Source organism: Butyricicoccus sp. AM05-1 (assembly GCF_003474415.1).
Taxonomy (GTDB): Bacteria; Bacillota; Clostridia; order Oscillospirales; family Butyricicoccaceae; genus Agathobaculum; species Agathobaculum butyriciproducens.
Window position 1 is genome coordinate 21,129 of the sequence record NZ_QUDG01000014.1, and the last position, 20,285, is coordinate 41,413.

At 56.5% G+C, this 20,285-nt stretch carries 19 protein-coding genes and 1 pseudogene; 5 read left to right on the forward strand and 15 right to left on the reverse strand.

What is annotated here, in order from left to right; all coding sequences use genetic code 11:
- Window positions 1–25 precede the first annotated feature (25 nt).
- The 5 genes and pseudogenes from nrdG to DW088_RS16600 form a co-directional block, all read right to left on the reverse strand.
- Entirely contained in the window at window positions 26–535 is a 510-nt protein-coding gene (nrdG, locus tag DW088_RS14190) for an anaerobic ribonucleoside-triphosphate reductase activating protein (protein WP_118361525.1), read from the reverse strand.
- Window positions 535–675, reverse strand: a pseudogene (gene nrdD, locus DW088_RS14195) (anaerobic ribonucleoside-triphosphate reductase); the annotation flags it as partial. The pseudogene nrdD and the gene nrdG, both read right to left, overlap by 1 nt.
- A 75-nt stretch (window positions 676–750) precedes the next feature.
- Complete coding sequence (locus DW088_RS14200; protein ID WP_118361590.1) at window positions 751–3,084, reverse strand: anaerobic ribonucleoside triphosphate reductase; 2,334 nt, start codon at window positions 3,082–3,084, stop codon at window positions 751–753.
- Window positions 3,085–3,500: 416 nt separating this feature from the next.
- A complete protein-coding gene (gene fba, locus DW088_RS14205) occupies window positions 3,501–4,469 on the reverse strand; it encodes a class II fructose-1,6-bisphosphate aldolase (protein ID WP_118361527.1) in 969 nt (322 codons plus the stop codon).
- 55 nt (window positions 4,470–4,524) lie between these two features.
- Window positions 4,525–4,653, reverse strand: coding sequence for a hypothetical protein (locus DW088_RS16600; RefSeq protein ID WP_279217341.1), 129 nt, complete (start codon window positions 4,651–4,653; stop codon window positions 4,525–4,527).
- A gap of 76 nt (window positions 4,654–4,729) precedes the next feature.
- Between DW088_RS16600 and DW088_RS14210 the strand changes: the two genes are divergently transcribed.
- From DW088_RS14210 to DW088_RS14220, 3 genes are all read left to right on the forward strand, one after another.
- Window positions 4,730–5,971 carry a 6-phosphofructokinase gene (locus DW088_RS14210; protein WP_116705116.1) on the forward strand — a complete coding sequence of 414 codons (1,242 nt, stop codon included), beginning with the start codon at window positions 4,730–4,732 and terminating at the stop codon, window positions 5,969–5,971.
- A 102-nt stretch (window positions 5,972–6,073) separates the two neighbouring features.
- On the forward strand, window positions 6,074–6,754 hold the full coding sequence (locus tag DW088_RS14215) for a hypothetical protein (protein ID WP_118361529.1): 681 nt from the start codon (window positions 6,074–6,076) through the stop codon (window positions 6,752–6,754).
- 17 nt (window positions 6,755–6,771) lie between these two features.
- Window positions 6,772–7,431, forward strand: a complete 660-nt coding sequence (locus tag DW088_RS14220; RefSeq protein WP_118361531.1) for a hypothetical protein — start codon at window positions 6,772–6,774, stop codon at window positions 7,429–7,431.
- 110 nt (window positions 7,432–7,541) lie between these two features.
- On the opposite strand, the gene DW088_RS14225 is transcribed toward DW088_RS14220, so the two are convergent.
- The 8 genes from DW088_RS14225 to DW088_RS14260 all read right to left on the reverse strand — a co-directional run bounded on the left by DW088_RS14225 (window position 7,542) and on the right by DW088_RS14260 (window position 16,386).
- Window positions 7,542–9,200 carry a glutamine--tRNA ligase/YqeY domain fusion protein gene (locus DW088_RS14225; protein ID WP_118361592.1) on the reverse strand — a complete coding sequence of 553 codons (1,659 nt, stop codon included), beginning with the start codon at window positions 9,198–9,200 and terminating at the stop codon, window positions 7,542–7,544.
- Between the two features lie 139 nt (window positions 9,201–9,339).
- A complete protein-coding gene (gene gltX, locus DW088_RS14230) occupies window positions 9,340–10,992 on the reverse strand; it encodes a glutamate--tRNA ligase (protein WP_118361533.1) in 1,653 nt (550 codons plus the stop codon).
- A 1,109-nt stretch (window positions 10,993–12,101) separates the two neighbouring features.
- The gene (locus tag DW088_RS14235) at window positions 12,102–12,437 is read right to left on the reverse strand and encodes a hypothetical protein (protein WP_118361535.1); all 336 of its coding nucleotides are present in this window, start codon (window positions 12,435–12,437) and stop codon (window positions 12,102–12,104) included.
- Between the two features lie 50 nt (window positions 12,438–12,487).
- Window positions 12,488–13,003: a Gx transporter family protein gene (locus DW088_RS14240; RefSeq protein ID WP_118361537.1), complete on the reverse strand. Its 516-nt coding sequence runs from the start codon at window positions 13,001–13,003 to the stop codon at window positions 12,488–12,490.
- A 12-nt stretch (window positions 13,004–13,015) separates the two neighbouring features.
- Entirely contained in the window at window positions 13,016–13,387 is a 372-nt protein-coding gene (locus tag DW088_RS14245; protein WP_118361539.1) for a NusG domain II-containing protein, read from the reverse strand.
- Window positions 13,377–14,426, reverse strand: a complete 1,050-nt coding sequence (locus DW088_RS14250; protein ID WP_158574713.1) for an FAD:protein FMN transferase — start codon at window positions 14,424–14,426, stop codon at window positions 13,377–13,379. Before DW088_RS14250 ends, DW088_RS14245 begins: the two co-directional genes overlap by 11 nt.
- A gap of 374 nt (window positions 14,427–14,800) precedes the next feature.
- Window positions 14,801–15,241: an HIT family protein gene (locus DW088_RS14255; protein WP_227108968.1), complete on the reverse strand. Its 441-nt coding sequence runs from the start codon at window positions 15,239–15,241 to the stop codon at window positions 14,801–14,803.
- An 80-nt stretch (window positions 15,242–15,321) separates the two neighbouring features.
- Window positions 15,322–16,386, reverse strand: coding sequence for an FkbM family methyltransferase (locus DW088_RS14260; RefSeq protein WP_118361543.1), 1,065 nt, complete (start codon window positions 16,384–16,386; stop codon window positions 15,322–15,324).
- Window positions 16,387–16,701: 315 nt separating this feature from the next.
- Between DW088_RS14260 and DW088_RS14265 the strand changes: the two genes are divergently transcribed.
- Window positions 16,702–17,175 carry a hypothetical protein gene (locus tag DW088_RS14265; protein ID WP_118361545.1) on the forward strand — a complete coding sequence of 158 codons (474 nt, stop codon included), beginning with the start codon at window positions 16,702–16,704 and terminating at the stop codon, window positions 17,173–17,175.
- Complete coding sequence (locus DW088_RS14270) at window positions 17,175–18,032, forward strand: hypothetical protein (RefSeq protein WP_118361546.1); 858 nt, start codon at window positions 17,175–17,177, stop codon at window positions 18,030–18,032. The genes DW088_RS14265 and DW088_RS14270 overlap by 1 nt, the downstream gene beginning before the upstream one ends.
- A 74-nt stretch (window positions 18,033–18,106) precedes the next feature.
- Here DW088_RS14270 and DW088_RS14275 read toward each other — a convergent pair whose 3' ends face one another.
- On the reverse strand, window positions 18,107–19,084 hold the full coding sequence (locus DW088_RS14275) for a TPM domain-containing protein (RefSeq protein WP_118361548.1): 978 nt from the start codon (window positions 19,082–19,084) through the stop codon (window positions 18,107–18,109).
- Window positions 19,085–19,097: 13 nt separating this feature from the next.
- Window positions 19,098–20,204: a hypothetical protein gene (locus DW088_RS14280; protein WP_118361550.1), complete on the reverse strand. Its 1,107-nt coding sequence runs from the start codon at window positions 20,202–20,204 to the stop codon at window positions 19,098–19,100.
- Window positions 20,205–20,285: the final 81 nt, after the last annotated feature.

Here is a 20,285-nt window from a genome sequence, read left to right on the forward strand (position 1 = left end):
CCGCTCGCTTCGCAAGCGACCAGCCTCACCGATACTGCTCCGCCCAGACAGCCTCATTCGCCTCCAGCGACTTCGGTACATCCAACACCCGCTGGTTCGTGCTGCCGCGAAACCGCAGCTCGATGTTCTTCTCCGCCATGAGAAACGGCCCGTCTACCAGTAAATCCAGCTGCCCGAGCAACTTTTTCACAAATGGATCGCTCAGCTCCAACAGCTGCTCAAACGTGTAGCCCGAGTACGCCATCAGGTGCTTGCCCTTGCGCTTCAGTTCCACCGCAAGATAATACAGCGGCTCCGCCTTACAAAACGGCTCGCCACCCGAGAACGTCACACCCTTGATGAACGGATTGCGGCACATATCCTTCAGCAGCGTGTCCAGCTCAATATCCTGCCCGCCATCAAAGTCGTGCGTCTGCGGATTGTGGCAGCCCGGACAGCCATGCGGACAGCCCTGCACAAACAGCGTATAGCGGAAGCCGGGGCCGTCCACAATGGACTCCCCGACTGTACCTGCAATGCGAATTTTACCTTCCATCAGGCGGTGTGCTCCTGACGCATGGAGCAGCAGCTCGGAACGCTGTGCTTTACGCGGTCGTGCTCCTCCGCGCGCTTGCCGTTGTTGAAGCGGTCGAGCGTACCTACCAGATAACCCGTAATGCGGCGGATACGTTCAAATCCTACACCTTCACCAATCATCGGCTCCTGTGCAGCGATATTCTTAGTTTCCATGATAGAATTCTCCCTTTCCTGTTACTTTTTGACGATTTTCAATGTATTCGGCTGACGGTCGGCTTCTTCGGCAGGGTCGCCGTGATAGCCGATCGTGGTGCTGTTGTAATTTTTATACAGTCCCAGCTTCTGCAGCTTGGACAGCGGAACGCCTTCGCCCTCTCGGCGGCCGCAGCGCGGACATACTTCACCGATAATGCCGGTATAGCCGCAGACCGGATCGCGGTCGATCGGGTGGTTGATCGCGCCGTAGCCGATGCCGGCTTCCTTCATCGCGCGAACGACAGCCTCAAACGCTTCGAGGTTCTGCGTCGGGTCGCCGTCCAGCTCAATGTAGCTGATATGGCCGCCGTTGGTCAGCTCGTGATACGGCGCCTCGCGGGCGATCTTCTCAAATGCCGAAATCGGATAGTAAACCGGCACATGGAAGGAGTTGGTGTAGTAATCGCGGTCGGTAACGCCGGTAATCGTACCGTATTTCTCACGGTCGATCTTGACAAACCGGCCGGACAGACCCTCTGCCGGGGTAGCGATCAGCGAGAAGTTGAGGTGGTATTTCTCGGTTGCCTCGTCCATGCGCTGACGCATGTGACCAACGATTTCAAGACCAAGGTTCTGTGCCTCGTCGCTCTCGCCGTGGTGTACGCCGATGAGCGCCTTGAGGCACTCCGCCAGACCGATAAAGCCGAGCGTCAGTGTGCCGTGCTTAAGCACCTCGCCAACCTCGTCATCCGGACCCAGCTTTTCGGAATCCATCCATACGCCCTCGCCCATCAGGAACGGGTAGTTGCGCACGCGCTTGCCGCACTGGATGCGGAAACGGTCGAGCAGCTGGTCGATTACGAGGTCGATCTTGCGGTCGAGATCCTCGAAGAACCAGTCCAGATCGCCGTGGCTGCGGATTGCGATGCGCGGCAGGTTGACCGACGTGAACGACAGGTTGCCGCGGCCGTAGGTAATCTCACGGGTCGGATCGCACACATTGGACATAACACGCGTGCGGCAGCCCATGTAGCCGACCTCGGTCTCCGGATGACCCGGCTTGTAATACTGCAGGTTAAACGGCGCATCGAGGAACGAGAAATTCGGGAACATACGCTTCGCGGAAACGCGGCATGCCAGCTTGAACAGGTCGTAGTTCGGGTCGCCCTCGTTGTAGTTGACGCCTTCCTTGACCTTGAAAATATGAATCGGGAAAATCGGGGTCTCACCGTTGCCCAGACCGGCCTCGGTCGCAAGCAGCAGCTGCTCCATGACCAGACGGCCCTCCGGAGAGGTATCCGTGCCGTAGTTGAGCGACGAGAACGGAATCTGCGCACCTGCACGCGAGTGCATAGTGTTCAGATTGTGAACCAGCGCTTCCATCGCCTGATAGGTGCCCTTGCGTGTCTCCTTATCCGCGTACTTGCGAGCAAACTTCATGCACTTTGCAACCGTCTTTTCGTCAAGCGTCTCGGAAAGTGCCTTAGCCATCGCTTCGTCGTAGCCGTTGCCGCCTGCCAGACAAGCCCACTTGCCGGTCTCCTGCTCGACACGCTCGGTCAACGCACGCGCATCGACCTCGTTGTTGTCGTCCTCACCGAACACCTCGAGGGCCTTGGCGAGATTGTCGCGGAACAGCTTGCGGAAGGTCTTGCGCACACCCGGCGCCATCGAATAATCGAAGTTCGGCACGCTCTGACCGCCGTGCTGGTCGTTCTGGTTGGACTGGATGGCGATGCACGCCAGCGCGGAGTACGAACGGATGTCGTTCGGCTCACGCAGGAAGCCGTGGCCGGTGGAAAAACCGTCGCGGAACAGCTTCAGCAGGTCAATCTGACAGCAGGTGGTGGTCAGCGTCAGAAAATCCAGATCGTGGATGTGGATATCACCCTCGCGGTGTGCCTTGGCGTGCGCCGGATCGAGGATGAACATCTCGTAGAACTGCTTGGCACCCTCGGAGCCGTACTTGAGCATGGTGCCCATCGCGGTATCACCGTCGATATTGGCGTTCTCGCGCTTGACGTCGTTCTCGAGCGAGGACTTGAACGTCAGATCCTCGTACACCTTCATCAGGCGTGTGTTCATCTCACGCACGCGGGTGCGCTCGTTGCGGTACAGGATGTACTTCTTGGCCGTGCGGGCATGTCCGCTTTCAATCAGAACCTTCTCAACAGTGTCCTGCACCTGTTCAACGGTGGGAGTTTCGGTTCCAGCAGTCTCCTCCAGCGTTTTTTCGACCTGCTCTGCCAGCTCCTGCGCCATATCGTGATCCTGGCCGCCGGAGGCCTGTGCTGCGCCGAAAATTGCATTTGTGATCTTGTCGATCTCAAAGGGAGCCATGCGCCCGTCCCGCTTGACGATCTGCTGAATCATAAAGAAAAATCCCTCTCTCATACAAAAACCGCCTAACGGCGATTTCTTGATTATTTACTAAATTATGTAGTGGTGCATTCAATATCGCACAACATCTTGTGTCTGCTTATCTCTTGCTTATATATTCTACCGCCGAAACACCGCCCTGTCAAGGCGCTAAATTCTTTTTGGCACATTTGCAAGAAAAGCACTATTTTTATTGGAGCATTCTCTAAACTTTTCCTCTTGACTCGAAAAAATTATCAGAAAAGCGCGACAAATTCCACAAAGTTTCTCTTTTATTTTCTCTGTGGTAATTTCTCCCGCAAAAAAGCAGATACACTATATATGGTATCCGTTCTATTCCCTATCGCAAGACGAAAAAAGAACCCCGGAACAGGATTCCGAGGTTCTTTGGTTTCGATCAGAAAATGATCTTATGCCTTGCCGTTGCAGCCCAGAACATTGATCAGCTTGTGGGTAACCATGTCCTTGACAGCCTGACGAGCCGGCTTCAGGTACTGGCGCGGGTCGAAGTGATCCGGATGCTCAGCGAAGTGCTCGCGGATAGAAGCGGTGATAGCCAGACGAATATCGGAGTCGATATTGATCTTGCAGACGGACAGCTGTGCAGCGTGACGCAGCTCTTCCTCCGGAATGCCGATTGCATCCGGCATCTTGCCGCCGAACTTGTTGATCTTGTCAACAAACTCACGCGGTACGGAAGAGGAACCGTGCAGTACGATCGGGAAGCCCGGCAGACGCTTGGAAACTTCCTCGAGTACGTCGAAACGCAGCGGAGGCGGAACCAGAATGCCCTGCTCGTTGCGGGTGCACTGCTCCGGAGTGAACTTGTAAGCGCCGTGAGAGGTGCCGATTGCGATAGCCAGAGAGTCACAGCCGGTGCGGGTTACGAACTCCTCAACCTCTTCCGGATGGGTGTAGGAGGAATCCTCAGCGGAAACCTTTACGTCGTCCTCTACGCCAGCCAGGGTGCCGAGCTCAGCCTCGACAACAACGCCGTGAGCGTGAGCATACTCTACAACCTTCTTGGTCTCCTCAACGTTCTCGTCGAACGGACGGGAGGAGCAGTCGATCATAACGGAGGTGAAGCCGCCGTCGATGCAGGCCTTGCAGGTCTCGAAGTCCGGGCCGTGGTCCAGATGCAGAGCGATCGGAATGTCCGGGCACTCCTTAACAGCAGCCTCTACCATCTTAACGAGGTAGGTGTGGTTTGCGTAAGCGCGTGCGCCCTTGGATACCTGCAGGACTACCGGAGCGTGCTGCTCCTGGCAAGCCTCGGTGATACCCTGAACGATCTCCATGTTGTTCACGTTGAAAGCGCCAACAGCGTAGCCGCCGTCGTAAGCCTTCTTGAACATCTCAGTAGTAGTAACTAAAGGCATGGGAATACTTCCTTTCTGATAAAAACTGAATCTTAAAAATTCTGCTTTTATTCTATCAGTTAAGCAGGCTAAAATCAAGTCCATATCCAAAAAATCCTGTCATTTTTTCGCCGAATTCCTGCGGCAACTTTGCCAAAATTGCCAAACCTGCCGAAAACGCAGGATTTTCATTGATTTTTTTCATATTATATGATACTCTTTATGAGTAAGAAAATGCATGGCACAGCTCTGCGTTTTAATTTGCTTAGGAGGTTTTATCAATGAGTGAACTGAAAGGCGCTTGCGTCATCGGTCAGTCGGGCGGCCCGACTTCCGTAATCAACTCTTCTGTTCTGGGTGCGCTGGAGGCAGCACTGGACAATCCGTCCATCACCCGCGTATTCGGCATGGCACACGGCATCAAGGGCCTGCTGAACGACGACCTGTATGATATCGACAAGGAAGACCGCGACGAGCTGGCTCTTCTGCGCTACACCCCGTCCTCTGCACTGGGCTCCTGCCGCTACAAGCTGGCTGATCCGGATGTTGACGACACCGATTACAAGCGCATCCTTGAGATCTTCAAGAAGTACGACATCCGTTACTTCTTCTACAACGGCGGCAACGACTCCATGGATACCTGCAACAAGGTTTCCAAGTATATGATGAAGTCCGGCTACGAGTGCCGCGTAATGGGCATTCCGAAGACCATCGACAATGACCTGTTCGGCACCGACCACTGCCCGGGCTTTGCTTCCGCTGCCAAGTATATCGCTACTTCCTGCATGGAGATCTATCAGGACGCTCGCGTATACGACACCGGCATGGTCTGCGTCGTAGAGATCATGGGCCGTCACGCTGGCTGGCTGGCAGGTGCTGCCGGTCTGGCTACCGCTATGGGCGCAGGTCCGGATCTGGTTTACCTGCCGGAGACCGACTTCGACATGAAGAAGTTCCTGGCTGACGTAAAGCGCATCTACGACGAGAAGGGCAACTGCCTGGTAGCTGTTTCCGAGGGTATCCACTACGCTGACGGCTCCTTCGTATCCGAGGCTAAGACCTCTGCTACCGACGGCTTCGGCCATGCACAGCTCGGCGGTCTGGCTTCCATGCTGGCTGACACCGTTAAGAACGAGCTGGGCTGCAAGGTTCGCGGCATCGAGCTGAGCCTGCTGCAGCGCTGCGCTGCTCACTGCGCTTCCAAGACCGACGTTGACGAGTCCTATATGTCCGGCAAGGCTGCTGTTGAGAACGCAGTTGCAGGCAAGACCGACTACATGCCGGGCTTCAAGTGTACCCGTGACGAGAACGGCTACAAGTGCGAGATCGAGCTGCTGCCGCTCTCCGAGGTTGCCAACACCGAGAAGAAGGTTCCGCGTGAGTGGATCAACGAGGAAGGCAACGGCGTAACGCAGGAGTTCGTTGACTACGCTCTGCCGCTCATCAACGGCGAGAACGTTGGCCCGAAGGTATCCGGTCTGCCGCGCTTCGCTAACCTGAAGAAGATCAAGGCTGAGGCTTGATTTTCCGCGCAAACTGAATATTCTGCGCCTTGCGGCGTGTGAACGCAAAAACGGGTAGAGCCGCAAGGCTCTGCCCGTTTGCTTTTAAGAGGAATTTCCTGTATGAATCTTTTTCAATCCAAGAAAAATCTGCTGCTGCTTGCGGCTTCCGTCATCGTCTGGCTGGGCACCTGCCTGCTCGCCATGCACTGGAACACCGTGTATGACGGTGCCGTCGGCGGGCCTCCCACCTATCTGTGGGTGTTCGCGCCGGTTGCGCTCATCTTCAACATTTTTATGAACAGCAGACCCAGTAATCCCGACGGCAGGGACCACAGCCGCTGGGCGCAGGCGCTGCTCGTCTTTCTGGTGGCGCTAATGCTGTTTATTGCCCTGCTGTCCGGCATGAACCCGCTGTATGAGATCAGCTTCTGGTGGATTGCGGCGCTGATCGTGCTGTCCTTCATCGGCCTGCTGATCGGCAAGTGCATGAACCACCCTCTGCAGGAGGCTTCGCTGCGGCAGTCCGCCTATACCATCTTCCTGCTGTACCTGTCCTACGCCATCGCGCAGCTCGGCATGATCGCCGTGCTGCATCCGGTGTCCGTTGACGAAATTATCCGCACCGGACAAGCGGCAGGCGGTCAGAGCGGTGAATATGTCGGCCGCCTGACCAGCGATACCGCAGAGCACCCCCTCGGCGTGTATTTCTTCACCAGCGCGGATAAATTGCAGTGGTACTACTACGATGTGCTGACCGGCGAAGCCGCTGACGATTATCACAGTTCCTACGAACCCGCTTAACAAATCGAGGTGTTCCTATGTTTGAAATCATCAAGGATCCGACCTTTTCCGCGCGCAATATCCCGCTGGGCATCCTCGAAGTCACCTACCCTGACCGTTCCCAGTGGAACGCAAAGGAATTTTACGACCTCGTTCATGCCGAGCTCGACCAGCTGCACGAAAAGTACACGGATTACGACCGCAAGGCCGTTTTCGGTGAAAACCCGTACTTCCGGTTCTTTAAGAAGTTCAAAAAAACCTATCCTGTCATGCAGCAGTTTGAATCCGTGCTGTTCAAGGGCCGTCCGTTCCCGGAGGAGGACCCGGTGATGGGTGTTCCCTTCCTGCTGGAGCTGACCACGTTCGTACTCTCCGGCACACATGATATCGACCGCATGGACGGTCCGCTGACCATCTTCACGCCGAGCGAAAAGCTGCCGTTCCTGGGTATGCGCGCCGCAAGCACGCATACCTACCCGAAGGACATCTGCGGACGCGATAACTCGGGTATCATTTTCAGCATGATCGCCGGTGCGGACGACCGAACCTGCATCCATCCGGACAGCCGCCATGTGTTCCACCCCGTGTTCGGCACGCCGGATACCGATAAGGCGGTTATCGAGAACGCACTCCGGCGACTCGAGTTCTTCGTGAAGGTTCTGGCGCCGGATGCGGTCGCAGAAAGCACAATTCTGTAACGAATTTACACTCAGGTTTTCTGTTTTCGTAGGGCAGAATAGTTTAACCCTTAACTGCAAAACAAAAAAAGCTCTCTGAACAAAGTTCAGAGAGCTTTTCTTATCTGTGCTTACTTTTTCAGCGTTTTTGCAAAGCTGTCCTTCAGAGTTACAATGCGGTTGAAGCGGCCGCTCTCGCGGTCCTTGCAGTAATAGCCCATGCGGACAAACTGGAAGCGCTCGCCTTCCTTGGCATCAGCCAGCGACGGCTCGAGCTTGCAGCCAGTCAGCTTCTTGAGCGAATCCGGATTGAGGTAATCCAGATAATCCGTGCCCTCCGGTACGTCATTAACGTTCTCGAGGGTGAACAGATTATCGTACAGATACAGGTCCGCGTCAATGGCGTGCTCGGCAGATACCCAGTGAATGGTGCCCTTGACCTTGCGGCCGTCCACCGGCATACCGTTGCGGGTCTCAAGATCAGCCGTGCAGCGGATTTCCACGATCTCGCCATTGTCATCCTTGACGATCTCGTTGCACTTGACGATATACGCGCCCATCAGACGAACCTCGCCGTCCGGCTTGAGGCGCTGGAACTTCGGAGGCGGAACCTCCGCGAAATCGCTCTTTTCGATATACAGCTCACGGGTGAACGGAACCTTGCGGCTGCCTGCTTCCTCATTGCGCGGATTGTTCGGCACTTCGAACTCCTCGCACTGACCCTCCGGATAGTTGGTGATAACCAGCTTGACCGGCTCGGTGACTGCCATACGGCGCAGTGCGGTCTCGTTCAGCTCCTCGCGGATGCAGTGCTCGAGCAGCTTGATGTCAACCAGAGAGTTGGCCTTTGCGATGCCGGCGCGCTGTACAAAATCGAGGATGGCGCTCGGCGTGTAGCCGCGGCGGCGCAGCGCACACAGCGTAGGCATACGCGGATCGTCCCAGCCCTCAACGTGCTTTTCAAATACCAGCTGGCGCAGGTAACGCTTGGACATAACGGTGTGCGTTACGTTCAGGCGGGCAAACTCGCGCTGCTTGGGATGATGCGGCAGCGGACAGTTGTCAACCACCCACTCGTACAGCGGACGGTGATTCTCGAACTCAATCGAGCACATGGAGTGCGTGATGCCCTCAAGTGCGTCCTGAATCGGGTGTGCAAAGTCGTACAGCGGATAGATGCACCACTTATCGCCCTGACGGTGATGATGTGCACGCACGATACGATAAATCGCCGGGTCGCGCAGGTTCATGTTCGGGCTGGCCATGTCGATCTTTGCACGCAGCGTCTTGGAGCCGTCGGCAAACTTGCCGTCGCGCATGTCCTGGAACAGCTGCAGGTTTTCCTCAACCGAACGGTCGCGGTACGGGCTCGGCTTGCCCGGCTCGGTCAGAGAGCCGCGGTACTGGCGCATTTCCTCCTGCGTCAGATCGTCAACATACGCCTTGCCGTCCTTGATCAGCTGTACCGCGCAGTTAAAGCAGGTTTCAAAGTAGTCCGAGCCGTAGTACACACCGCCGCTCGGCTCCTCGCCGGTCAGCCACTTGATGTCCTCCCAGATGGAGTCTACATACTCGGTATCCTCCTTGACCGGGTTGGTGTCGTCATAGCGCAGATTGAACAAGCCGTTGTATTTTTTCGCGATAGACCAGTTGATGAAGATGGCCTTAGCCGAGCCGATATGCAGATAACCGTTCGGCTCCGGCGGAAAGCGGGTGTGGATGCGCTCGGAAAGACCGTTCGCAATGTCCTCATCAATAATTTCGGTCAGAAAGTTATTTACGTTTTCCATCATAGTGATATTCCCCTTTTATCGAATTAGTAATTAGTAGTTAGCAATCAGTAATTATAGGGGTGCTGCCGCACCATCGCCTTTGCTTCCGGCGCGGCAGCGCCTTAATTACTAATTTCTCATTCCTAATTCCTAATTATCAGAGCGTTTTCGCGCACTTATCAAGTCTCTCGAGCACCTTATCCTTACCCAGAATACCCATTACGGTCTGGAGGTCCGGTGCGTTCTGGCGGCCCGCCACTGCTACGCGGACAACCATGGACACATCACCGACGGCGCCCTTATAGGCGGTCGGGTCAGCCTTATACGCCTTGGTATCGGCTGCATAACCGTGTGCAGAAGCGATCTGCTTCATCTTGTCGAAGAAGCCATCCGGCGTATCGTTCTCGTCGAACATGCCTGCAAAATCGCTCAGAATTGCCTTGGCGTCCTCGGCGGAAACGCGCTCCGGCATGGTGTAATCCGGCTGGAACAGCTCGTCGAACATGAAGTCCATGTAGCCCTTGGCATCCGACCACAGCGCAAGATCCTTGCGCGGCTTTTTGCCGCCGCGTCCGATGGCGAGGTACGCCTTAGAGAATGCCGGGTCGCGGGTCAGCAGTGCGTTAAATTCCTTGTCGTTGACAGCAGACCACTCGGCAACAAAGTCGTAAACCTGCTCTGCCGTCATGCGCGAAATAACATTCTTGGAAACGTCGCGCAGCTTTTCGATGTCAAACAGCGCACCCGAGCCGCTCATCTTCTTGGTGGTGAACTGGAAATCGTTCATCGGCAGGTCCGGATTTGCGCGGCGCCACTCCTCGAAGTTGGAGTTAAGGAGCGTCATCAGGTACTCCAGTACCGCCGGCACCGGATAGCCCTCCTGCGCGTAGAACGTCAGCGCCAGCTCCGGGTCCTTGCGCTTGGACAGCTTGCGCTTGCCGCCGGTCTCCGGGTCGATCTTCATCAGCTGGGCGGTGTGTGCGTACTTCGGCGCCTTCCAGCCCATCGCGCGGAACAGCTGCAGGTGCACCGGCAGCGTTGCCAGCCACTCCTCGCCGCGGACAACGACGGTCGTGCCCATCAGATGGTCGTCCACAACGTGCGCAAAGTGGTAGGTCGGGATGCCATCCGACTTGAGGATAACCACGTCCTGATCGTTCTCGGTGACTTCCATCTTGCCCTTTACGAGATCCTCGTGGCGGATCTTGTGCTCAATGCTGCCCTCCGAGCGGAAACGAACAACATACGGCGTGCCCTTGGCGAGCTCTGCCTCGATGTCCTCCATCGGACGGTCGCGCCATACGGCGTACTTGCCGTAGTAGCCGAAGTTTTCCTTGTTCTTCTCCTGCTGCTCGTGCGCGGCGGAGAGCTCCTCCTCGGTGCAGAAGCACGGGTACGCCATGCCGCGCTGCACGAGGGACTTGACGAAGGTCTGGTAGATCTCGGCACGCTGGCTCTGTCGGTACGGACCGTAGATGCCGGTCTCGCCGTCAGTCGTTGCACCCTCGTCGAACGGCAGGCCGAACGACTTGAACGCGTCGATGATCATCTGCACGCCGCCCTCTACCTCACGCTTGCGGTCGGTGTCCTCAATACGCAGATAAAATACGCCCTTGGACTGATGCGCCAGGCGCTCATCCACCAGTGCGCCGTACAGGTTGCCGAGGTGCATGAAGCCGGTCGGGCTTGGGCCCATACGGGTTACCTTTGCGCCCTCGGGCAGCTCGCGCTTGGGATAGCGAGCCTCCATCTCCTCCGGCGTGGTATTGATATGCGGAAACAGCAGTTCCGCCAAACGGTTGTAATCCATTTATCTCTCACTCCAACTCGTTAGACTGCGCGGAGACGCGGTTTGTGCGCTCCACGAGTGTTTTTCCCATAATAGTATTATTTTAGCACACGATTGCGGTCTGTGCAAGACGTAAACTGCGGTTTCGCTGCTTCCTGCGCATATAGAATGGGCGCCAACCTTTGGCGGGGAGGTTCGCCGCACCCGCGGCGGCGGGCAAGAGGGTAGACACCTGCGGTTTCTACCCTCTGATTTTCACCCTTTCCCTAACGTGGGAGTGTCGCTTGCGAAGCGAACGGAAATTGCGCTGACGCCGCGCGGGCGCACAAGAGGGCAGACACCTGCGGTTTCCACCCTCTTGTGAATCTCCCCTTTCCCTTAGATAGTCTGGCGCAGATTGCCGACATGTGACCGCTGCGAAACAAGGGAACGGCAGAGGATTTTTTCTCTGCTGCGGACGGACTACCTTCGGAGTCCGTCCTCTTGAGCAGCCTATTCGCAGTGTCGGCGACCGTACTGCTACACAGGCGGTTTACTCTACGCAGGCGCGACATAACAGTGTCGCGCAAGTCGTCAGCACGTTATAATAGACAGGGCCTGCGAAGATAAATTGTACCAAACGCTTAATTCGCAGGTGCCGTGCGGTATAACGTGTTAAAGAGTTGCGCGGCACTGCTATGCCGCGCCCAGCGGAGGTTTTCTGGTCTGTGTAGCAGTACGCTGTCTGTGAACTGCGAATATTTTGCGAAACAAACGCAACGGTAACCCGACTGCCGTTCCCCTATTTCGCAGCGGTCACATGTCGGCAATCTGCGCCAGACTAAGAAATAAGGGAAAGGTAGGAGTTCAAAGAGGAAGGGAAACCGCAGGTGTCCCTTCCTTTTTGCCCCCTGCGGCGGGCGCCGCAGTCTCCCGCGCTCCGCAGAGCGCAACTCTCCGCTGAGGTTCAGCGAACCCCCCCCCGCCCGTTAGGGACGAACACGCTGACGCAGTTCGCGCACCCCGCTCAGCCGGTGCTGAAAAAACTGCCGCCCGGACAGGGCGTATTGCTGACGCAACTCGTGTGCCCCAGTGAGTCGGTGCAGAAAAACAAAGAAAACGGCACAGCTTGCGCCATGCCGTTTCTGTTTTTACGGATTCTCCGCCGGAGCATTCGTACCGTTCGCCGTATTCGGCCGCTTCGCCGCGTTATTGTTATCTCCGGTCACGGCGTCTGCGCCGTCGCGGATGGCGTTGCCTGCCTCATCCATCGCGTCTCCGACGGCGTTGCCTGCATCGTCCACGCTGTCGCGAACATCATCACCGACGGTATTCGTGTTGGTGTCGTGCCGCTCATCAACAGTGTTGTTATCCGCCGCGTTGTTGGTGCCATTGCCGTTGTCTTTGCCGTTATCCTTGCTGTTGTTGCCGCAGCCGCAGACGAACAGCATCGTCAGCGCCGCCAGCAGGGCGATCAGCTTTTTCATAGCAGTCCCTCCTAATCTGTTTTCGTTAGTATGAGGCTGCTTTTTCAAATTTATGCACCGAAATCAATTTTTTTGAGGTGATGTAACACGACCGAGCAGGTCAGTCCCGTCACCAGTCCGAGCGGCACGCTCATCACGAGCAGGAACGGCAAATATGCGATCACAGCCCAGTTTTTCAGCCAGATCACAGCCGCTGCCATCTGCCCGATATTATGCGCCGCGGCGCCGCCCACGCTCACGCCGAACAGCGAGCAGAATCTGCCTTCGGCTTTGAGCAGGATCCCCATCACGATGAGCGACAGCAGGCCGCCGAACAGCGAGAACAGGAACGCCGACACGCTGCCCATCAGCAGCGAGGAAATGGCAACACGCGTTACCACGATGGCGAATGCGTCTCTCACGCTCAGCCGCGTGAGCGCAAACAGCGTCACCACATTCGCCAGCCCTAATTTGACGCCGGGCACGGGCACGATGGCATCCAGCGGGAACATGCGCTCGACGAGCGAGAGCACGACAGCCACCGCCGCCAGCATGCCGCAGAGTGTCAATCGTTTTGCATTTTTCATGTGCTGCACCCCTTACGATACCACAGCGTCGATGCCGCTGTCATTCACGCCGACCAGCTTGAGCACCACGCGGTGCGGCAGACAGACCGACACCTGTCCGGCATGGGTGAGTATACCGGTTCGCACGCACACCTGATCCCGACAGTCCGCGTCCGCCATTTTCGCTGTTTTGCTCGAGAGCACAATGGTGTTGCCGTCCAGCTTGATCGTGCGGTCGGTCGCGTCGGTCAGCTGTACCCGCTCGATGAGCGTATCGTTCTGCCAGACCTCGGCGTACAGCTTGTCGCCGGAGCTGTGAAACGTCAGCGCTGCCGCCAGTGCGCCTGCCATCACCAGAACCACGCCGATGATGATAAAATCACCGAATTTCAGCTTATTCCGCATAGGTGTAGCCCTTTTTCTCGCCGAGGAACTCAAACGTGCAGTCCCCTGTCTTGGATGTGGTGTACACCTGCTTGTCCGAGGTGATGAACACGGCCGCAATCTCGTTCTCCTCGCAGAATTTCATGCCCTTATCCAGACCCATGACGAACAGCGCCGTTGTCAGCGCATCCGCCTTGGTCGAGCAGGGATCAATGACGGTCACGCCGCGCAGGCCGCTGTCCGCCGGATACCCTGTTGCGGGGTCAAAAATGTGGTGGTAGCGTTTGCCGTCCTGCTCAAAAAAGCGCTCATAATCGCCCGAGGTAACAACCGAGCCGTCACGCAGTGACACCACCGCAATCGAGTCCGTGTTGTCGTCCGGATCGGCAATGCCGATATTCCAGTTGTCCGTGCCGCTGTCTGCGGTTTTGCCGCCGTACATCTCGACATTGCCGCTCAGCCGCGCCAGAACGTGCCACTGATTCGAGGTGTCGCTCTCCACCATTTCGTGCACGATGTCGCCTGCGTAGCCCTTGCCGATACCGCCCAGATCGACCTGTGCGCCGTTCAGCAGCTGCACCTGATTGTTGCCGAGCAGCTTGACGTTCTGATAGCCGACATGCGTCAGCGCTTCATCAATCTCGCTCTGCACGGGCACACGCGCGTTGTCCGTGCCGATGCCCCAGAGGTCGGTCAGCGGCGCCATCGTCGGGTCAAACGCACCGTTTGTCATCTCGGCGTACTCGAGCGCTTTCTCAAGCGCGGTGTATGTGTCATCGCTCACCTCGGTCGGCTGACCGTTCGCGTGGTTCAGCTTGTAGAGATCGCCCGCCTGCTGCGTGCGCGAGAGCGCCGCGTCCAGCTGATTGACGCGCTGCTCGATCTTGACAGCCATGTCCTCTGCCGCGCTTTCGCTCTTTTCGCTTGACACATCGACCGACATGTAGGTGTCCATCGCAAAAAAGTCCTCGGTGGTAGTGTAAAGCTGTGTACTGCTGCCGCTTGAGCCGCAGCCGGACAGCGCAAGCAGCAGCATCGCCGCTGCAAGATAGCGTTTCATAGCATTGCTCCTTTGTTTATACAATACGAAATCACTGTACATTATACCGCACGTTCCCGCAGTGCGCAAGTATCATATAAGACAAAAAACAGCACCGAACCGTCGGCTGTCGCGAAACTACAGTTTCGCCGACAAGCAGGAACGGACCGTGGGCCGTTCCAAAGTCGTCCGAAAGTTCCTATACAGAAACTTTCTCCCTCCAGAAGTTCAAAAAGGGTGATACATGCTCCCCCTTTTCGAGCATTTGCAGAGCAAATGCTATTTCATGCGCGCTGCCGCGCGATACCTGAAACAACAAATCTTAAACTCTAGGTATAAAAAACAGCACCGAACCGTAAAGTTCGATGCTGTTTGTAACTTATGCAGCCAAAGGATTAAAGGCCAAGCTCCTTCTGGAGAGCCTCGATCATTTCCTTGTACTCCTCGTCCTTCAGGATAACCGGCTCCGGATTGGTGATGGCAAAGCTGCCGCCGAACTCAAAGCCGCCCTCGTACTTCGGTACGATGTGGAAATGCAGGTGCGGATTGCTGTCGCCGAACGAACCGAGGTTGATCTTGGTGCAGCCCCACAGCTTCTTAATAGCGCCGGAAGCAGCAGCCAGATCTGCACAGTAATCGTTGCGCTCCTGCTCGTCGCACTCGCACAGCTCCTTCTTATGGCTCTTGAGCGCCAGTGCGCAGCGGCCCTTGTGTGCCTGATCCTTGAACAGGTACAGGGTACCTGCCTTCATGTCGCCAACCTTAAACATGATTGCTTCGCGGCCCTCATGGTGCTCATCACAGTAAAAACAGCCCATTGTTATGATCTCCTTCATGTATAAATTCTCCGGCAGGTCACACCCTGCCGTAATCTATCTTTATTATACAACGGCCCGACCGGGATTTCCACTGTTTTTTATATTGCGTACAAATTCGTATCCCACGCCGGAACATAAGGATGGTGACGCAGATACAGCCGGTAGCTCGGCTGCAGCGCATGGATGAGCAGCGGCAGCTGAAAGAAATCCTCACTGCGGTGATAGGCAGCAATGTTCAGCTTGGGTGCGTACTGCCGAATGGTTTTCTCGGCACCGGCGATGGCTTCGCGCTCTGCGCCCTCCACGTCCATTTTGAGATAGGTGCACGGGCGGCCGGACAGCACGCTGTCGAGCGCACGCATCTGCGTCTCTTTGCCCTGCCCCGCTACGCGGGACTGGCGGCCTGCCTGATCGGTGAAGCATTTGACCGTGTCTTCGTTCCACGCGCCCGCCTGCACGAGCGTAACATCGCCCGTGATATTGGCACTCGCCCACTCATTCAGCTTGCGGAAGCTGCGGCGATCGGGTTCGAGAGCGGTAACGGACGCAAATTTGCCGTCCGTGTAGTGCAGCAGCTCGCGGATGGTGTCACCGTTGTATGCGCCGAGGTCGGAGAAGTGCTCCTCTGCGGTCGGGCGCAGGAGATTATGAAACACCTCATCCTTGTCGGATTCGCTGTGACGCAGGTATTCCATTTTGCCGGACAGCTTAAAGCGCACGGTGTCGAGGAAAACCTCGCGCGACAAATCATCCGACAGAAGATCATACGCGCGCTGCATTTCGTCCCGGTGCATGCGCACGAAGTCCTCATCGAACAGCGGTCCCTCGACCACCGGCACGTCCGGCGCCACCACATCGTATTTGTCCTCGAGCGCATACATCAGCTGCAGCACCTCAGGTCTCTGGCTGGCGAACGCGATGACGATTACAATGTCCTCGCCAAGCTCGGCTACCGTGTCCGACAGCTTGCGCACGCAGAACCCGTGGAACAGATTGCCGCGGGCAAATTCGTCACTCGCGAACACCGCAGACGCACGAATGCCCAGCCGCTCGAACTGCGCAAGTATTTTGTCCGCGCCGTCGCCCATGCCGTACAGCGCGATCGGGCGCGTTTCCTGCTGCAATCGGCGCCAGACCGACTGCTCTAACGATAAAAAATCCATAATTTCTCCCATTCTATATACAAATGACATTTATCTAACTTTTACCGTAGGGCGGGTGCCTCACGGTAGTTGTTTAATCCAATCCGCAGAATTGATATTGTGCCAACCGGATAAAACGGACGCGCAATGCGCGCCCCTACAATATTTTACATGGTACAGCATAATAACCCGACCGGAACACCGTATCTGTTTTCTCACTACTATTATACGAAAACCGTCTGCGGATTGTAAAGCCAAAATTTTGCTTGTTTGCGGTTGCGGATTGCGCTCCCTTCATATATAATTATAATTAGTGAATGAGAGGTGTGTGGTGTTATGTCCAAGCCGAACGGTATTGTGGCAATGAATCCGGAAAAATACCGCGAGATCGACGGCGTTGTGTTCGACGAAGCGAGCTATGCGCGGCATTGCCAACCGAAAACCGAAGAAGCACCTGCTCCCGAGACCGCACCCGAAGCAAGCGAGCCGACACAGTCTGCCGCACCAGCATCTGTTTTCGCGGTGGACCCCTACCCGGAAGGCTGGTATCCTGCCGATGACGAGCGCCCGCCGGTGCCCATCATGGGCGGCGCTGTCCCCTCGACAGCTGGTGAGGAAACCGTTGTCTCCGCATCCGGTGAAACTACCGTTATACAGACCGTCTGCGTGCCGTGCGGCTCAGGCTCCGGCTCGTATGTGACCTCGTACACCACCTCTTACCGCACCAGTTATTCCGGTTCCGGATCAGGTTCGTTCCGGTTCGGTTCCGGCTCGTGCCCGGTCGGCGGCTACGGATTGGAGCTGATCTGATGCAGGCGTTCCACTCCAACTGGACAAGACCATTTTTCATCAGCAATCCCCATATGGAATACCGAATCGAGCCGTTTGAACTGCTCACGACCGCGCTTTCCGCGCTCGAGTGGCGCAGAGAGAACGGTTCGATCCGTATGATCTGCGACACACCTGCCAAGCGTTATTATGAATCGCTCGGGTTTTGTTTTTTGTGGGATGACGGCGTGTATCCCCTGTTGGACACTATGCCCGAGGACATAAACGCCACAGCCTTCTGGGCGGCCGGCAAGCTGTACGCGCTCTCCGCTGTGCCATCGCCGTGTGTGATGCTTGATACAGATTTCATCTGCTGGAAATCCATCAGCAATCTGCTCGACGGACCGGACACCGCAGCCATCCACCGCGAGGACATTACGCCGTCCATCTATCCGGATCAAACGGCATTCGCCAAAACCGAAGGCTTCCCGCTTGACGCATTTGACTGGACGGTACAGCCGTTCAATACCGCGCTCGCCTATTTCGGCAATGACGAATTCCGACGGTACTACGCGGACACCGCCATCCGATTCATGCGCTGCTCACCGTATGCCGACGACGCACTCACTTACATGGTGTTCGCCGAGCAGCGGCTGCTTGCCATGTGCGCCGAGAAAAAACACGCACGCGCGGCTGCCCTCAGTGACCTGCCTGCGCTGTTCGGCGGTGCGCAGAACGGCTGTTTTACCCATATCTGGGGCTTCAAGCAGCAAATGCGGGAGAATCCCGAGTTGTATGAGGATTTCTGCAGACGGTGTGCCGCAAGGCTGCAGAAGGACTTCCCGGAGGAATCCAAAACGATTGCGAAAATTGCGGAATTATCTCCGTTTTTTGCATAAAAAAGACAGCCTGTCGGCTGTCTTTTGCTTTTTGTTTACGGAAAATGCAGCTATGTTCATTTTCCATTCTCCATTCAGAATTTACCGCTTCTCCCATGTCCCGAACTGCTGGTATGGCTGACGCTGCCGGAAAATCCGGCTCCGCCGTGACCGCCGCCGGTCGGGTTGTTATTATTGTCATTCCGTGGAATCTGCCGCCGCTTCTGCGAGGTATAACGGTAAATATCGCGGCTGAGCGTCAGCTTGAGACCGCCGTTTCCCACATACTGATTTGCCGTCGTCTGCGTACGCACGGATTTCATCTGCGAACGGAACACCATGCACACGATCAGCGCCGCCACGCACGAAATGAGCAGCGACAGGCCGAATGCACCGCCGAGCGTAAACGAATCGTCCGCTGTGTCTTCCTGCGTACTGTCCGAAATCTCAACCTCATTATGCACCGGCACACCGGCTTCGCCGCCTTCGGCTACATGCTGCAGATACCACTCACAGCCGGAAACGAAGTCCGATAAGCCGCCGTACCAGTCGTCGTTTCCGAAATTATCCAGGAAATACGGCTCCAAATCCTGCAGGACCGCATCGCTGAAAATCTCCTCGGCTTTCGCGCCGTGCGCATAGATCGCAAAATCGCGGTCATCCAGACTGATGAGCAGCGCCACGCCGTCGCCGTCCTCGCTCGCACCCAGGTCAAGCTCGTTGTAGAGCTGCTCTGCCGCATCATAAGCGTCATCGCCGTACGGCGTGTAGTCGTCAATCGTGATGATGCCGACACCGATGCCGTATTTCTCCGCGATCGCCCTGGTCTTTTCCTCGAGCGTGTCAATCTGGACCTGCGTCAGCACCTCTTCATAGTCGAACACGCGCGGCTTGTCTGCCGACGGGTCAATCGAATCCGCGCCGCCGAGCGGTGCGGTCTGGTCAGTTTCCTCCGTCTGGGTGGTCGAGATGTCGCTCTCATCCGTCATATCGTCCTCAACCGCAAAGGCCGGAAACAGCAGCAAAAGCACGGCTAAGAGCGCAGCCAGACGCAGTTTTCTCTTGTTTTTCATCTACGCCGCCTCCTTACAGAAAATACAGCAGCGCCGTCAGCACCGCAGTCATGGGCGCGGCAACGGCGGCAAACAGACCCCAGAACCGCTTTCTGTCCACCGGCAGGTCACCGACCATGCGTCCGGTCTGACCGTTCATCGCAAACATGTAATTCTTGCCGTTCCAGCGGGTATTCAGCATCCAGACCGGCAGCAGCGCGTAATGTACACCGGTGCGTTTGAGGTGAATATCCTCGCCGGTCGGCGTGACCGAGGTATACGGACGGCCGTTTCGCGCGGTTCCCTGCAGCGCATCCGACAGCGACTGCCGACAGCGCTTGTCCGCACGGCTGCTGCTCTCCTCGATGGAAACATCGAACTTATCCGCGAAAAATCCGGGCAGATAGGCGGTCGAGAACGGCTTCAGGCCAGCATAATCAAACGGCTCGATGGAATCCATATAATCATCCGGCATCTTGCGCGATGCATCCACCGGAACACGGCTGAACGGCAGCGTGCCCGCGCGCTGCACCTCGTAAAAGCTGGTCTCGGTGATTTCCGTGTCTCCGTGACGGAACACGCGCGTGGTCGTTGCCATGTAATTCGCGCTGCCTTCGGCTTCACCGTCGAACAGCCAGAACGGCACATAAATGCCGCGCAGCTCCTCGATATGGTTATTATCGCGGAACAGCTTGGGCAGCAGCAGCTTTCCCTTGTAATGCTGCTTGAGCGCGGAAACCGCATCCTCCTTGCTCAGCTTGAACGGCAGTATGTAGTCCGGCTTGAGAATGCCGCTGAACTGCTCGGGAATGACGGTCGAGTTGCCGCAGTACGGGCACGAGGTCGCCGCCGTGGTCTCCTCGCAGATCAGCTGCGCACCGCAGGACGGACAGCTGTATACGCGCATCTTGTCCGCGTCTGTGCCCCAGTCCTCATCTGCGGAGGACTGCCATTCGCCGGTGTCGCTCCCCGTCTCCGGCTGAGACGCGGCCTGCTGTTCCTTTTCGGCGTACAGCTTTTCGATCTCTGCCGGGTCAAATGACGAGCCGCAGTAGTCGCATTGCAGCCGTCCCGCGGCGCCGTCGTAGTGCAGCGGTCCCGTGCAGGACGGGCATTGGTAGTTTGTTGCTTTGTCTGACATTTCTTCACCATCACTTTTTATTTTTGAAGTGAATCCGTAGGGCGGGTTGCCCTCACCCTACGATATGCATTAAATCGTCTA